Below are 15063 nucleotides of genomic sequence, written 5' to 3' on the forward strand. Positions count from 1 at the left end.
AGTTGATGGCCTACTTCAAGCTTAGCCTTTCAACACATAATTGGGACAGAGCCTAAAAAAACCACCCCGCCCGGGGTGGTTCTCACGCACAACAAAGCATCAGGTTTCAGGCTGCCGCAACGCCCTGCAACAGAGCCAACACCGAGAACAGCCCGAGGGCGAGCCAAAACAGCAAGGTCCCCAGAAAACGGGGCACATTGGGCGCTTTGGGGATCTGGATACCGATGGCATGGAGGATGCGACCGACCAGCAACATGGCACCACCGCCATGCAACCAGAGCGCACCGGCACCGGAGAGCTCACACAGCGCCATCAGCAGCAGGGTCAGCGGCACATACTCGGCGAAGTTGCCGTGAGCCCGGATCGCCGCCAGCAGCTCGGGAGCCTCCCCCTGCCCTATCATCACCCCGAACTGGGCGCGGCGTCTGACCACCCAAAAAGAGAGCCCCAAAAACAGCAACCCCAGCAGGCCTGCATAAATCAGCGTGATATGGATCATCTTGTCACTCCTGCTATTGCAAGGTTCACTCAGGCCAGCTCGCGGCAGATCAGAGAGACCATCATCCTGATATGGGCCTGATCGCTGTTGAGTGCCGGAATATATTCAAATTGTTCGCCACCGGCTTCCATGAAGATCTCCCGGTTCTGCACCTGGATCTCTTCCAGGGTTTCCAGGCAATCAGCGGAAAACGCCGGGCAGATCACATCGAGCCGCTTGATCCCGCTCGCTGGCAACCCTGCGATGGTCACATCGGTGTAAGGCTTGAGCCACTCCTCCTTGCCAAAGCGGGACTGGAAGCTGGCTGTCCATTGCCCCGCCGCCAGCCCGAGCGCCTCGGCCAGCAGCGCTGCGGTACTGCGGCACTGCTGGCCATAGGGGTCGCCTTCGTTCTCATAACGCTCGGGAATACCGTGGAACGACATCAGCAGATGCTCGCCCTGGCCGTGTTGCTCCCAATGACGGCGCACGCTCATGGCCAGCGCCTGAATGTATTCGGGATGGGCGTGATAATCACGGATCAGCCGCACCACCGGCAGATTGCGCTCTTGCTTCATCGCCCGCCCCCACGCATCAAACACCGACGCCGTGGTGCTGACCGAATATTGCGGGTAGAGCGGCAACAGGATCACCCGGTTGACCCCTTTGGCCTTGAGTGCTTGCCAGCCATCGCTCACCGAGGGTGCACCATAGGTCATGGCCAGCTCCACCGGCACCTCGAGCCCTTCCCGCTTGAGCTCCTGCTCCAGCGCGGCGCGCTGCTGCTTGCTGATCACCATCAGCGGCGAGCCCTGCTCGGTCCACACCTGCTGATAGAGCTTGGCCACTTTGGGGGAGCGCGTCGGCAAGATGATGAAGTGCAGCAGCGGGCACCAAATATAACGGGGCAGGTCTACCACACGGGGATCATGTAAAAACTGGCTAAGGAACGCTTTGACGGCGGCAGTGGTCGGCGCGGCTGGGGTACCCAGATTGACCAGCAATATTCCGGTTTTCGTGGTCACATTGGCTTCCTGTCTATCTGTCATGAACCAAAAAAAGGCCCCGAGGGGGCCTTTTCTTCATTTACCTGATGGCACAGAGACGCTGTACCGACAGCAAAGATCAGCCCAGAATGGTGGCAAGCTGCTTGCTGACCAGATCAACCGGCTGGGTGCCGTCGATCTTGACGTAACGGGTGTGGCCCGCTTCCGCCTCTTTGCCGTAGAAACCGATCAGCGGCGCGGTCTGCTGATGGTATACATCCAGACGCTTGCGCACTGTGGTCTCTTCGTCGTCGGCGCGGATCACCAGATCTTCACCGGTCACGTCATCCTTGCCTTCCACTTTCGGCGGGTTGAACACCACGTGGTAGGTACGACCAGAGCCGGAGTGAACGCGACGGCCGCTCATGCGCTTGACGATCTCTTCGTCCGGCACCGCAAACTCCAGCACGAAATCAACCACGACACCGGCATCCTTCATGGCTTGCGCCTGGGGAATGGTGCGCGGGAAACCGTCCAACAGGAAGCCTTTCACGCAATCTGCTTGAGCAATACGCTCTTTGACCAGACCAATGATAATGTCGTCAGAGACCAGCTGACCTGCGTCCATCACAGCTTTGGCTTTCAGACCCAGCTCGGTGCCCGCCTTGATTGCTGCACGCAGCATGTCGCCGGTGGAGATCTGGGGAATACCGTGGTTTTCCATGATGAACTGAGCCTGAGTACCTTTGCCGGCGCCCGGAGCCCCCAACAGAACAATGCGCATACACGCTCCTATTGATTGGTTATTCAAATATTGCGAAGGCAAAAAAGTACACGGTTTCGCCCGTTTCTACAAGCTCGAGCCGCCTGAGTGAGCAGTTTCTCACCATTATTGCCCGCTGACCGAACAGGATTTCACCGTAAGGAAGATGCGCAAAAATAATGAGGGTTTAGGCAGAGTGAGCCAATTGGCTGTCAGCAGGCTAGCGATAAAAAAATCCCGGCTCAGGGCCGGGAATTGCGCTCAAAAATAACTACTTGTCGCTCGTAGTAGGAACAGGGCAATCGTAGTTTGCCCCCTGTGCGTCAACAACTGTCAGATGTGACAGGGAGGCCGCTATGGAATCGGAACTGCGGATCCGGCGAGCAGATAAGCTCGGCTTCCAGTTTGCCAAAGAAGGCCACCCGCTCGCTGATATCCTCTCCCGCATACTGTTCGGCCAGGTTCAGGTAATCCTGATAGTGGCGGGCCTCGGAGCGCAGCAAAGAGACATAGAAGCGGCTCAGCTCTTCGTCCAGATGGGGCGCCAGCTTGGCAAACCGCTCGCAGGAGCGCGCCTCGATGTAGGCGCCGATGATCATCTTGTCGACTATGGTGGCCGGTTCATGGGTGCGCACATGCTGCATCAATTGGCGAGCGTAACGGGAGGCCGTCACCGGCCCGTATTCGATGCCGCGGGCCAGCATGATCGCCAGCACCTGCTCGAAGTGGTGCAACTCCTCCTGAATGAGCCGCACCATGGGAAACAACAGCGGGTTGCGCTCCAGCTCGGCAAACACGGTACGATCAGACTCCCCCATGCTGCGTTTGCCCAAGATCTCGGCCTTCTCCGGGATGGCATCCAGCTCGCGATAGAACTCCAGTTTGGGCAGCAGATGACGCTTGCCCTTGGGCAGGCAGTAGCGGCGCACCAGACTATGGGCGGTGAGCGCGGCCTTGGTCTCGCAGTTGGCGTGATCGATGAGCAGGGTCGGCAAACGGGCAGGATCCCGCGCCATCTCGACCCACTCATCCGGGGTCTCGCACTGCAGAAACTGGCGCACAGGGGCTAGCAGATCGTCCATCACAACTCTCGTCGGTTAAAAGCGTATCGGTCATACAGGTTGGCCCCTATGCTAACGGATCCTGCCTGACATGCCCATATCCAGCAAAATAAGTGCTTACTTTTCAATCTGATGCGCACTACTTTTGCCATCTCCTCCGAGCAGACATAACAATGGGGGCCTTAGCCCCCATCTCATCTCAAGCACCGCCAGCGAAAACGTTTAACTTCCTTCGTTAAAAATTTCCAGATTGCTGGTGCCTTCCTGCCACTCACGCACCGCTTTGGTGTCATCGTTGCGCAGGGCATTGAGGTGATCCAGATAGGATTGGTCCACGTCGGAGGTCACGTAGTGGCCGTTGAACACCGATGTTTCAAAGTGGCGCAGATCCGGGTTGAGCTCCCGCACTGCCTCTTCCAGATCTTCCAGATCCTGGAAAATCAGGCCGTCGGCACCAATCAGTGCGCACACCTCTTCCACTTCACGGCCATGGGCGATCAGCTCGTTGGCGGTGGGCATGTCGATACCGTAGACGTTGGGGAACCGGATCTCCGGCGCTGCCGAGGCGAAGTAGACCTTGGCGGCACCCGCTTCACGGGCCATCTGGATGATCTGCTCGGACGTGGTACCACGGACGATGGAGTCATCCACCAGCAATACCTTCTTGCCCTTGAATTCGGAACCAATGGCATTGAGCTTGCGACGTACTGACTTCTTGCGCTGGGTCTGGCCCGGCATGATGAAGGTACGGCCGATGTAGCGGTTCTTCACGAAGCCCTGACGGTATGGCAGGTTGAGGGTGTGGGCTATTTCCAGTGCCACGTCACAGGAGGTCTCGGGGATGGGGATAACCACATCGACGTCGAGATCTTCCCATTCGCGGGCAATCTTCTGACCCAGCTTGCGGCCCATGTTGAGACGAGCGGCATACACTGACACCTTGTCGATGCACGAGTCAGGACGGGCAAAGTAGACATATTCGAAGATGCAGGTACTCATCTGCGGATTCTCCGCACACTGCTCGGAGAAGAGCTGGCCCTGCTCGGTGATGTAGATGGCTTCACCCGGTGCAATATCCCGCACCGTCTCGAAACCAATGGCATCGAGTGCCACGCTCTCGGAGGCCAGCATGTACTCCAGATGCCCTTGCTCGTCCTGACGACGACCGAGGATCAGCGGGCGGATGCCGTTGGGATCGCGAAAGCCAATCAGGCCATGACCAATCACCAGCGAGACCACCGCATAAGCGCCGCGGATCTGCTGATGGGTTCGGCGCACCGCAGCGAAGATATCTTCGGGACGCAGGGCCATCTTGTCGCAGAGATCCAGCTCGTGAGCCAGCACATTCAACAACACTTCCGAATCAGAGGTGGTATTGATGTGACGGCGGGCAACCTTGAACTGCTGCTCTTTGAGATCCTTGGCGTTGGTGAGGTTGCCGTTATGGGCCAGCACCATGCCGTAGGGAGAGTTCACATAAAAAGGTTGGGCTTCCGCGGCACTGGAGCTGCCTGCGGTGGGGTATCTGACATGACCTATGCCGATGTTCCCCTGCAGACGCTGCATGTGGCGCACTTCAAACACATCCTTCACCAGGCCATTGGCCTTGCGTTGCCGGAAGTTTCCACTATCAATGGTCACGATCCCGGCGGCATCCTGTCCCCTGTGCTGCAACACCGTCAAGGCGTCGTAGAGGGCCTGATTGACGGGGGTGGTGCCAACTATACCGACAATACCGCACATGTCTTTGCTACCTCGAAGTCACTGTACCTGTTGAAGAAAGCTTGATGAGTTCAACATGAACCCGAAAAACCACTGGATCACCGGTTTGAACTCGGGCACCAGCTTGGACGCCACCCACCAGTCGCTCTGGGAGAGGCTGGTGAAGGTATCCATAAAAAACAACAGGGCACTGACAATCAGTACCCCGCGAATTGCACCGAAGCACACCCCCAGCACCCGATCGGTGCCAGAGAGCCCGGTTTTTTCAACCAGCAACCCCACTACGTAGTTCACCACTCCCCCCAGGATCAGGGTCGCGACGAACAAGGCCGCAATAGCCAGCCCATTGCGCACCATGGCGTCGGAGAACGAAGTGAAGTAGACGGCGAGATCGGGATAAAAATGGCTGGCAATAAAGAAGGCGATAAACCAGGTGACGAGAGACATGGCCTCCTTGACGAAGCCGCGCACCAGGCTGATGAGAGCAGAAAAACCGACGATGCCGATGATGGTGTAATCAATCCAGACCATAGAAAAAGATGTCCTGCGAAATTGCGGCGCAGTCTAACAAAAACGATTGCGCATTGCTTGATAAAATTGTGTTAACTGTTCAAAGCAGTGCCGAACAGCCGATTTTTTTGACCACTAAAACAGTTGGCCGGCGCCAAAATGCACAACGCCATGGCAATGCCATGGCGTTGTAGTCAGCTGCGTGGGCTTACCCGATGTGGGTCAGGCCACCCATGTAGGATTGCAGCGCAGCCGGGATGGCGATGCGGCCATCTTCTTGCTGGTAGTTCTCCATCACGGCAACCAGGGTACGACCCACTGCCAGACCGGAACCGTTCAGGGTGTGCAGCAACTGCGGCTTGCCGTCGATGCGCACGCGAGCCTGCATGCGGCGCGCCTGGAAATCGGTGCAGTTGGAGACAGAGGAGATCTCGCGGTAGGTGTTCTGGGCCGGCAGCCACACTTCCAGATCGTAGGTCTTGGACGCGCAGAAGCCCATGTCACCGGTAGAGAGCGCCATCACGCGATACGGCAGCTCCAGCAGTTGCAGTACCTTCTCGGCGTGACCCACCATCTCTTCCAGCGCTTCCCAGGATTGCTCCGGGTGAACCAGCTGAACCATTTCGACCTTGTCGAACTGGTGCATACGGATCAGGCCACGGGTATCACGACCGTAGGAACCCGCTTCAGAACGGAAGCAGGGGCTGTGGGCGGTCATCTTGATCGGCAGCTCTTGCGCGTCAAAAATCTCGTCACGGGCCATGTTGGTGAGCGGCACTTCAGAGGTCGGGATCAGGGAGAACTTGCGCACCTTGCCCTCTTCTTCCCCTTCGCCCTCGATACCGGTGTTGAACAGGTCTTGAGCAAATTTTGGCAACTGACCGGTGCCATAGAGGCTGTCCGGGTTCACCAGATAAGGCACGTAGCACTCGGTGTAGCCGTGCTGCAGGGTGTGCAAGTCCAGCATGAACTGGGCCAGGGCGCGGTGCAGACGGGCAATCTGACCCTTCATCACCACGAAACGGGTACCGGAGAGCTTGACGCCGTTCTTGAAGTCAACGCCCTTGGCCGCTTCGCCCAGATCGATATGGTCGCGTACCGGGAAGCTGAACTCGCGCGGGGTACCCCAACGACGTGCTTCCACGTTGTCATTCTCGTCACGGCCAACCGGGGTGGTCTCGCTCGGCAGGTTCGGGATCGCATCGGCAATGGCCTTCAACTGGGCCAGCAGGGCATCCAGCTCGACTTTGCTGGTCTCCAGCTCGTCGTTGATCTTGGTCACGTCGGCCTTGAGCGGGGCAACATCTTCACCACGACGGGCAGCTTCACCGATGGATTTGGAGCGGGCGTTGCGCTCGGCCTGCAGCTCCTGAGTGCGGGACTGCAGATCCTTGCGTTTCTCTTCCAGAGCGTTGACAGCCGCTACGTCCAGAACGTAGCCACGTGTCGCCAGACGAGCGGCAGCCTCTTCGATATCGCTGCGCAGATATTTGGGATCCAGCATGGTTTACCTACTTTTTTTAAAATGGGATCTGGGCCTGAGTCATCATGACGGGCTGGGAAACAGATCCGGAAGTTAACATCGGTTGGCGCACCCCAATCGTCTTCAGGATCGGGCCTTAACAATCAGGCCTTCGAAATCAGGAAGATGGCGCAAGGCCAAGACAAACGGGGTCGGATGGGCAGTGTAGCAGACCGCCCCCCCGCCCGAACAGGGACTATTTGTGTCGTTTTTACCGACGTTGGCACGCACACCGTCCTGCATATTCAAACAGCTGACCAATTTTCAGCCACAAGGGGTGACAAAGGGGCTATTTACCCCGTTGCTGCGGACTCTGCCTGTCCAGCTCATGAAGATAATCGAGCTTTTGGCCGATCTGCTTTTCAAGGCCACGATCGGTGGGCTGGTAGTACTGCTTGCCAGCCAGTTCCGGTGGGAGATACTCCTCGCCCGCGGCATAGGCGCCCGGTTCGTCGTGGGCATAGCGATACTCGGCGCCGTAGCCCAGATCGCTCATCAGCTTGGTGGGCGCGTTGCGAAGATGGGGCGGCACCTCGAAGTCCGGCAGGTTTTTGGCATCATTAAGTGCCGCCTTCCAGGCGGTATAGACCGCATTGCTTTTCGGCGCGCAGGCGAGATAGACGATCGCTTGGGCAATGGCACGCTCCCCCTCCGCCGGACCGATCCGATGGAAGCAATCCCAGGCCGACAGGGCGACCTGCATGGCACGGGGATCGGCATTGCCCACATCTTCCGAGGCAATGGCCAGCAAGCGGCGGGCAATATAGAGCGGATCGCAACCGGCGCTCACCATGCGGGCATACCAGTAGAGCGCCGCATCCGGCGCCGAGCCGCGAATGGATTTGTGCACCGCCGAGATGAGGTCATAGAAGTGATCCCCCCCCTTGTCAAAGCGGGCCACATGCTCCCCCACCACGGCGGCGAGCAGGGCGCTGTCAATTTGCTTGTGACCGCTGCTATCTTGCTCGGCCATATCGGCCAACAGCTCCAGATAGTTGAGGGATTTGCGCCCGTCCCCATCCACCGCCTTGGCCAGCGCCTCTTTGACGCCGGGGGCAAAGGTGAGCGCCGGATCATTGAGACCACGGGGGTCCTGCATCGCCTGATCGATCATGGCGAGAATGTCGCGCTCTTCCAGCCGCTTGAGCAGATAGACCCGAGCCCGGGAGAGCAGTGCGTTATTGAGTTCGAACGAGGGATTTTCGGTGGTGGCGCCGATAAAGGTGATGGTGCCATCTTCGATGTGGGGCAGAAACACATCCTGCTGGCTCTTGTTGAAGCGGTGCACTTCATCCACGAACAGTATGGTGCGCACCCCGCGCCAGCTGTTCTCCTTCGCCTTGTCGATGGCGGCGCGGATCTCCTTGATGCCGGAGGTCACCGCAGAGAGCCGCTCCACTTCCGCCTGGCAGTAGTGCGCCATCAGCTCCGCCAGGGTGGTCTTGCCGGTACCGGGCGGCCCCCACAGGATCATCGAGTGGCAGTGGCCCGCCAGAATGGCTTTGCGCAGGGGCTTGTCAGCCCCCAGAATATGCTGCTGACCAATATACTGGTCGAGGTTTTGCGGCCGCATTCGGGCCGCCAGCGGACGAAAGTCCGATGAGAAATCCAGCGACAAGTTGCTCATCTGTATTGACCGTTCAGTATCACGGATACCGCCATGGAAAAACGGTCCGACGAGAAATCCAATAAGAGGTTGCTCATCTGTATTGACCACCCAGCGTCACGCCACTCGCCTTTGACTGGCGCAGTGGCGAGCAATCCAACGACCGGGTGCGCATTAGCGCTGGTCGTCCAGCTCGACCCCCTTCGGGATCTTGAACACAAACTCGTTGCCCTTGAGCAGCGGCTTGCGGTTAAAGCTGCTCAGGGTGAATTCGCTCCACTGCCCCTGCGCCTCTTTCACATCGAAGCGGCTAATGTTGTTTGCCCGATCGAAGGTGACGCGGAAGGAGGCGATCAGCTCATCCTTGTTACGGCTGGTGACGGTATAGACATCCCCTTGCTGGGTCACGTCATAGTTCTTCCAGAACTTGTCGTCATTACCGGCAATCAGAATGAAGGGGGTATTGAGTACCGCATCCTTCAGCTTGAGGGCGGTCACCTGCTCGACGAAGGGATCATAGACCCACACATCCTGACCATCGGCCACGATCAGGCTCTCGTCCGGCGAAGTGGTGTGCCAGTTGAAGCGATTGGGGCGCTGCACCAGCAGATCGCCGCTGGCCTTTTGCAGCTCCTTGCCCTTGCTGTCATAGACGGTCTGGGCAAACTTGGCGGAGAAGAGGCTGACATCTGCCAGCTTTTGCTTGAGATCGCTGGCCACATCGGCCCACACCTGACTGCTGGCCATCAGCAGCACGGTACCCATCAACAGTTGTTTTTTCATCACGCTCTTCATAAAGACGCTCTCGATAAAAGGCCACGCCCGTGGAGGGCATGGCCAGGGATTGTATGAAACGGTGAGGCTTAGTCCCGCACCGGCGGCGGGGCCAGCACGTCGCGCTGACCATTACCACCCGGTGAGCTGACGATGCCCTGATTCTCCATCTGTTCGATGAGACGGGCCGCCCGGTTGTAACCTATTTTGAACTTGCGCTGGACGCTGGAGGTCGAGCCACGGCGGGACTCCACCACAAAGGCGACCGCTTCGTCGAACAGGGGGTCGAGCTCTTCATCGCCACCGCCGCCAAACTCGCTGCTGCCACCCTCGCTGCTTTCACCGGCGAGGATCTCCTCGATATAATTTGGCTCGCCGCGCAGTTTCCAGTCTGCCACCACCTTGTGCACCTCGTGATCATCGACAAAGGCGCCGTGCACCCGGGTCGGGTTGGAGGTACCGGCCGGCATGTAGAGCATGTCGCCCATACCGAGCAGGGATTCGGCACCGCCTTGATCGATAATGGTGCGGGAATCGATCTTGCTCGACACCTGGAACGAAATACGGGTCGGGATGTTGGCCTTGATAAGACCGGTAATGACATCCACCGACGGGCGCTGGGTTGCCAGAATGAGGTGAATACCGGCCGCTCGTGCCTTCTGGGCGATCCGGGCGATCAGCTCTTCCACCTTCTTGCCGACGATCATCATCATGTCGGCAAATTCGTCCACCACCACCACGATGTGGGGCAGCTTCTCCAGCTCCGGCGCTATCTGATCCATGGAATCGCCCGGACGCCACAGCGGATCACGCAAAGGCTCACCTGCGGCGGCCGCTGCCAACACCTTGTCGTTGTAGCCCTTGAGGTTACGCACCCCGACTGCCGACATCAGCTTGTAACGGCGCTCCATCTCGCCCACGCACCAGCGCAGGGCGTTGGCAGCGTCCTTCATGTCAGTCACCACCTCGGTCAGCAGATGGGGGATCCCTTCGTAGACCGAGAGTTCCAGCATCTTGGGGTCGATCATGATAAAGCGCAGATCATCGGGGGATGACTTGTAGAGCATCGAGATGATCATGGTGTTGACCCCCACCGACTTACCGGAACCTGTGGTACCGGCCACCAGCAGGTGGGGCATCTTGGCCAGGTTCACCACCACCGGCTCCCCTGCGATGTCCTGACCCAGGCCCATGGAAAGAGGGTGATGGCTATCGCGAAACGCATCGCAGTCGAGGGTTTCCCGCAGGTAAACCGTCTGGCGCACCCGGTTGGGCAGTTCGATACCGACGAAGGTCTTGCCCGGGATCACTTCCACCACCCGCACACTGCTGGCCGAGAGAGAACGGGCCAGATCCCGCGACAGGTTGGTGATCTTGCTCGCCTTCATGCCCGGCGCCAAGTCCAGCTCGAAACGGGTGATGACCGGGCCTGGATAGACGCCGACCACCTTGGCCTGCACGTTGTAATCGGCCAGCTTGGCCTCAACCAGACGAGCCATACGATCCAGCTCGTCCTTGCTCATCATCTGGGTCTTGGCAGGCGGGCGATCGAGCAGCTCAATGCTTGGCAAAGGAGCCATGGCAGGCTGAGGGCGGCGCTTGGGTTTACCCGGTGTGGCGGCAACGGTTGCCGGGGCATCTTCGTTCCCCTCCGCCCAAGGCAGATCCAGCTCATCCTCATCGTCATCATCGGCCACAGCCAGTACCGGCTGACGTCGACCATTGGCGGCAGCCACCGCACGCTTGGGCTTGGCAGCAGGGGCAGGCTCGTCATCTTCATCATCAAATTGCGGATCGAACTCGAAGGTGTCGTCGTCCAGCTCCGGCAGCCACTCTTCACCGGCCGCCTTCTGATCCTTGGCCTTGGGTCGACGAGTCCAGCTGGTGTGGGGCTCATCTTCCTCGTCATCAAACTCTATGGTCCCTACCCCGCCTTCCAGCAAGGGATCCGGCCCCTCGTTGCGAGGTTGACGCCAGCCGCCAGTCAACCAGCGGCCGAGGGTGGTCGGGAAGTGGTAAATCGCGCTGACCGAACCGGTGCAGGTGGCACCAATCCGCTCGACAATGGTGAGCCAGGACCAGCCGGTAAACAGGGTAATGCCGGTTGCCACGAAGCAGAGCAGCATCAGGTTGGCCCCGACGCCGCCAAACAGCGGCACCACCGCAGAGGCGATCACATCCCCCACCAGACCACCGGCGGAGAAGTTCTGCATATCGTTGAAGTTCATGCTGGCAATGGCCGACATGCCAAGTACGGTCAGGATAAAACCGATGATCCGCACCCCCAGGGTGAGGTAATCCACTTCAAGCAAGCGGCTGGGACGCCAGAACAGACTCCAGCCCAGCAATACCACCAGCGGCGGCACCAGATAGGAAAAAGCACCAAAGGTGAACATGGTGATGTCGGCGAGCCAGGCTCCGGCGCTGCCGGAGAGGTTCTTCACCTCCCCCTGCCAGGAGGTCTGGGACCAGCCGGGATCGGCGGGATGATAGGACAACAGGGCAAGCAGAAGATACGCGGCCATCAGGGTGATGGCGATCAAGACGGCTTCGAAGATCCGTTGTGTACCTGATAAAGGAGTAAACAGCTTTTTATCGGCCAAACTCCGGCTCCTTTCTGAAAACATGTAATGCAGGAAATAGGGGGCCTAGTATCCCCGAAAAGCCCACCGATTGTCAGCCAATGCCTGATGGGACGGGACTATATTTGCACTTCTCTTTACAAGAAGAAACGAGCGGACCGGCCGCTCGTTTCTGACTGTCATGGTGCCTCATATGGACAATACACCACGGCATAACCTGCTTTATCGGGTGCTGATCACCAGACGACAGCTCTGCTTGACCTCTTCCATCACCACATAGGTGCGGGTGTCGTTGACACCGGGCAGACGCAGCAGGGTTTCACCCAACAGGCGGCGGTAAGCCGACATGTCGCTGACTCGGGTCTTGAGCAGATAGTCGAAATCACCGGAGACCAGATGACACTCCTGGATCTCTTCGAGCACCTGAACAGCTTTGTTGAACTGTTCAAATACATCGGGCGCCCCACGATTAAGGGTTATCTCGACAAACACCAGCAGAGATGCATCCAGATAATGAGGGTTCAGAATAGCGGCATATCCTTCGATATAACCTTGTCGCTCAAGGCGACGAACCCGTTCCAGACACGGTGTAGGACTTAGGCCAACTCGTTTGGACAACTCAACATTCGAAATCCTGCCATCCTTTTGCAGTTCATTAAGAATGTTGCGGTCAATCCTGTCCAAATCCTTTAGCCGACTCTTAGCTTCCATCATTTTATTCCATCCTTTGGCTATTTTTTGGTAAGAATCACCAGTCATTTTATAATTATGGTCACAAATCCTGTCAATACCTGAATATACTAGGCGCAAATGTTGGTTAACATTTTGGCAACATGAAACACCAATCGATAGACGAGGGATAGCATGATTATCGGTGTACCTAAAGAGATAAAAAACCATGAATACCGCGTAGGCATGGTTCCGGCCAGTGTACGTGAACTGACAGCACGAAACCATACTGTTTTCGTCCAAAGCGGTGCCGGAAACGGCATTGGCTTCAGCGATACAGATTATATTGCTGTTGGTGCCGAAATTTTGGCCTCTGCGGCAGAGGTTTTCGCCAAAGCCGAGATGATCGTCAAGGTCAAGGAACCCCAGCCGGTCGAATGTGCCATGCTGCGCCCGGGTCAGACCCTGTTCACCTACCTGCATTTGGCGCCAGACTTGCCTCAGACCGAAGCTCTGCTGCAAAGCGGCGCTATCTGTATCGCCTATGAAACTGTCACCGACAGCCGTGGCGGCCTGCCCCTGCTGGCTCCGATGTCAGAAGTCGCTGGACGCATGTCTATTCAGGCTGGCGCCCTGGCACTGGAAAAATCCCGCGGCGGAAGCGGCGTGTTACTCGGCGGCGTGCCAGGGGTCGAACCGGCCAAAGTGGTGATCATCGGCGGCGAGGTGGTTGGCTCCAATGCAGCTCGCATGGCCATCGGCCTGCGGGCGGATGTCACCATCCTCGACAACAACATCGATACCCTGCGTCGTCTCGACAACGAGTTTCAGGGGGCCGCCAAGGTGGTCTACTCCAATAGCGAGACCCTGGAGCGCCATCTGCTGGCAGCGGATCTGGTCATCGGCGGTGTATTGGTGCCGGGTGCCACTGCGCCAAAACTTGTCAGCCGTGACCACATTGCGCGCATGAAGCCGGGCTCAGCCATCGTCGATGTGGCCATCGATCAGGGCGGCTGTGTGGAGACCTCCCACGCCACCACCCATCAGGATCCCACTTATATCGTCGATGAGGTGGTGCACTACTGTGTGGCGAACATGCCGGGGGCGGTTGCCCGTACCTCAACCGTGGCCCTCAACAATGCCACCCTCCCCTTCATCATTAAACTGGCCCAGCAAGGCTACCGCGATGCGCTGCTGTCAGACGAACATTTGCGCCATGGTCTCAACGTGATGGATGGCAAGCTGACCTGCAAGGAGGTTGCCCTGGCCCATGGCCTTGCCTATACGGATGCACTGACCCTGTTGAGCTGATCTCTGCTGGCCTGCGCCAGTATTGATGAGTAAAAATCCGCCCGCGATGGGTAATGCCGATTAGTTAAGGATCCATTGACCGATCCTTCTGATGTGTGAAAATCCGAAACCTGTTGATTGGTTTCGGATTTTTTATGCGTATCGAGCAAGCCCTCGACTTCCTGCACGCCAGCAAAGCCGCTCAGTTTGAGTCACTCTCCGACCTCATTCCCACCGAGCTCATCACCACTCTGCTCAGCGAAGAGGGCGTCGCTACCCTCCGCCGTCGCCGTATGCCCATGGAGCGACTGGTCTGGGCCATCATCGGCATGGCCATCTTCCGCCACGTTCCCATGACCCAGCTGGTCAATCAGCTCGATATCCTGTTGCCCGGTGACCGCCCCTTTGTCGCCCCCAGCGCCTTCCTGCAAGCTCGCCAAAAGCTCGGGGACAAGAGCATCGAGCGGTTGTTTCACGAGACCGCTTCGCTCTGGCACCAGCAGGCCAATCACCCCGGCTGGGCCGGTCTGCAACTGCTCGCCGTCGATGGCGTGATGTGGCGCACGCCTGATACCCCGGACAATGCCGCTGTCTTTGCCAAGCCCGGCACCCAGCATGGCGAGACCGCTTATCCGCAGGTGCGCATGCTCTGCCAGATGGAGTTGACCAGTCACCTGCTTGTTCAGGCCGTCATGGAGAGTTGCGCCGTCAACGAGATGGTGTTGGCCGAACAGCTGGTCGCGCGCACGCCGGACCACTCGCTCACCCTGTTCGACAAGGGGTTTTACTCCCTCGGCTTGCTCCATGCATGGCAAACCGCTGGCAGCGAGCGGCACTGGCTGCTGCCACTCAAAAAGGGCACGCAATACGAGGTGGTGCGCAAGCTGGGGCGTCAGGATGCCCTGGTGCGCCTCAAAACCAGTCCACAGGCGAGGAAGAAGTGGCCGCAACTGCCGGACACGCTAGAAGCCCGCTTGCTGACTCGCACTATCAACGGCAAAGAGCGGCAGGTGCTGACCTCGATGGTCGACCCGATGCGCTTTGTGGGCGCCGACATCGTCGACTTGTATGGTCATCGTTGGGAAATCGAGTTGGGCTAT

Annotated in this window: 14 protein-coding genes; 3 read left to right on the plus strand and 11 right to left on the minus strand. The window is 58.3% G+C overall.

Annotated features, from left to right (window positions below; genetic code table 11):
• Positions 1-106: 106 nt before the first annotated feature.
• The 6 genes from CF137_RS19545 to CF137_RS19570 form a co-directional block, all read right to left on the minus strand.
• Entirely contained in the window at positions 107-499 is a 393-nt protein-coding gene (locus CF137_RS19545) for an MAPEG family protein (protein ID WP_139721115.1), read from the minus strand.
• A 29-nt stretch (positions 500-528) separates the two neighbouring features.
• Positions 529-1503 carry a ferrochelatase gene (gene hemH, locus CF137_RS19550; protein WP_162515991.1) on the minus strand — a complete coding sequence of 325 codons (975 nt, stop codon included), beginning with the start codon at positions 1501-1503 and terminating at the stop codon, positions 529-531.
• A 100-nt stretch (positions 1504-1603) separates the two neighbouring features.
• Positions 1604-2248: an adenylate kinase gene (adk, locus tag CF137_RS19555; RefSeq protein ID WP_042023979.1), complete on the minus strand. Its 645-nt coding sequence runs from the start codon at positions 2246-2248 to the stop codon at positions 1604-1606.
• 302 nt (positions 2249-2550) lie between these two features.
• Positions 2551-3309, minus strand: coding sequence for a tRNA isopentenyl-2-thiomethyl-A-37 hydroxylase MiaE (miaE, locus tag CF137_RS19560; protein WP_139721119.1), 759 nt, complete (start codon positions 3307-3309; stop codon positions 2551-2553).
• Between the two features lie 201 nt (positions 3310-3510).
• The gene (gene purF / locus CF137_RS19565; protein ID WP_042023983.1) at positions 3511-5031 is read right to left on the minus strand and encodes an amidophosphoribosyltransferase; all 1521 of its coding nucleotides are present in this window, start codon (positions 5029-5031) and stop codon (positions 3511-3513) included.
• An 18-nt stretch (positions 5032-5049) separates the two neighbouring features.
• Positions 5050-5541: a CvpA family protein gene (locus CF137_RS19570; protein WP_042023984.1), complete on the minus strand. Its 492-nt coding sequence runs from the start codon at positions 5539-5541 to the stop codon at positions 5050-5052.
• Positions 5542-5549: 8 nt separating this feature from the next.
• Here CF137_RS19570 and CF137_RS22015 point away from each other — a divergent pair, with 8 nt between their 5' ends.
• On the plus strand, positions 5550-5714 hold the full coding sequence (locus CF137_RS22015) for a hypothetical protein (RefSeq protein ID WP_162515992.1): 165 nt from the start codon (positions 5550-5552) through the stop codon (positions 5712-5714).
• A 14-nt stretch (positions 5715-5728) separates the two neighbouring features.
• Here the strand turns inward: CF137_RS22015 and serS are convergent, their stop codons facing one another.
• The 5 genes from serS to lrp form a co-directional block, all read right to left on the minus strand.
• Entirely contained in the window at positions 5729-7024 is a 1296-nt protein-coding gene (gene serS / locus CF137_RS19575; RefSeq protein ID WP_101324593.1) for a serine--tRNA ligase, read from the minus strand.
• A 307-nt stretch (positions 7025-7331) separates the two neighbouring features.
• Complete coding sequence (locus CF137_RS19580; RefSeq protein WP_139721121.1) at positions 7332-8669, minus strand: replication-associated recombination protein A; 1338 nt, start codon at positions 8667-8669, stop codon at positions 7332-7334.
• 153 nt (positions 8670-8822) lie between these two features.
• Entirely contained in the window at positions 8823-9431 is a 609-nt protein-coding gene (gene lolA, locus CF137_RS19585) for an outer membrane lipoprotein periplasmic chaperone LolA (RefSeq protein WP_139721123.1), read from the minus strand.
• An 80-nt stretch (positions 9432-9511) separates the two neighbouring features.
• On the minus strand, positions 9512-12025 hold the full coding sequence (locus CF137_RS19590; protein WP_139721126.1) for a DNA translocase FtsK: 2514 nt from the start codon (positions 12023-12025) through the stop codon (positions 9512-9514).
• Positions 12026-12226: 201 nt separating this feature from the next.
• A complete protein-coding gene (gene lrp, locus CF137_RS19595; RefSeq protein WP_042023989.1) occupies positions 12227-12718 on the minus strand; it encodes a leucine-responsive transcriptional regulator Lrp in 492 nt (163 codons plus the stop codon).
• A gap of 150 nt (positions 12719-12868) precedes the next feature.
• On the opposite strand from lrp, the gene ald reads away from it, so the two are divergent.
• Together ald and CF137_RS19605 are read left to right on the plus strand one after the other, a co-directional pair.
• Positions 12869-13984, plus strand: a complete 1116-nt coding sequence (gene ald, locus CF137_RS19600; RefSeq protein ID WP_139721129.1) for an alanine dehydrogenase — start codon at positions 12869-12871, stop codon at positions 13982-13984.
• A gap of 134 nt (positions 13985-14118) precedes the next feature.
• The coding region (locus tag CF137_RS19605) for an IS4 family transposase (RefSeq protein ID WP_139721132.1) at positions 14119-15063 on the plus strand (945 nt) is incomplete at its 3' end.

The sequence above is a fragment of the Aeromonas sobria genome, from assembly GCF_006243315.1.
In the GTDB taxonomy this organism is placed as follows: Bacteria; Pseudomonadota; Gammaproteobacteria; order Enterobacterales; family Aeromonadaceae; genus Aeromonas; species Aeromonas sobria_A.

Excerpts from the sequence above, each read along its gene's own strand:
- CF137_RS19545 (WP_139721115.1), bottom strand. The coding sequence starts at position 499 with ATGATCCATATCACGCTGATTTATGCAGGCCTGCTGGGGTTGCTGTTT.
- adk (WP_042023979.1), bottom strand. The coding sequence starts at position 2,248 with ATGCGCATTGTTCTGTTGGGGGCTCCGGGCGCCGGCAAAGGTACTCAG.
- miaE (WP_139721119.1), bottom strand. The coding sequence starts at position 3,309 with ATGGACGATCTGCTAGCCCCTGTGCGCCAGTTTCTGCAGTGCGAGACC.
- purF (WP_042023983.1), bottom strand. The coding sequence starts at position 5,031 with ATGTGCGGTATTGTCGGTATAGTTGGCACCACCCCCGTCAATCAGGCC.
- CF137_RS19570 (WP_042023984.1), bottom strand. The coding sequence starts at position 5,541 with ATGGTCTGGATTGATTACACCATCATCGGCATCGTCGGTTTTTCTGCT.
- CF137_RS22015 (WP_162515992.1), top strand. The coding sequence starts at position 5,550 with ATGTCCTGCGAAATTGCGGCGCAGTCTAACAAAAACGATTGCGCATTG.
- serS (WP_101324593.1), bottom strand. The coding sequence starts at position 7,024 with ATGCTGGATCCCAAATATCTGCGCAGCGATATCGAAGAGGCTGCCGCT.
- CF137_RS19580 (WP_139721121.1), bottom strand. The coding sequence starts at position 8,669 with ATGAGCAACTTGTCGCTGGATTTCTCATCGGACTTTCGTCCGCTGGCG.
- lolA (WP_139721123.1), bottom strand. The coding sequence starts at position 9,431 with ATGAAAAAACAACTGTTGATGGGTACCGTGCTGCTGATGGCCAGCAGT.
- lrp (WP_042023989.1), bottom strand. The coding sequence starts at position 12,718 with ATGATGGAAGCTAAGAGTCGGCTAAAGGATTTGGACAGGATTGACCGC.
- ald (WP_139721129.1), top strand. The coding sequence starts at position 12,869 with ATGATTATCGGTGTACCTAAAGAGATAAAAAACCATGAATACCGCGTA.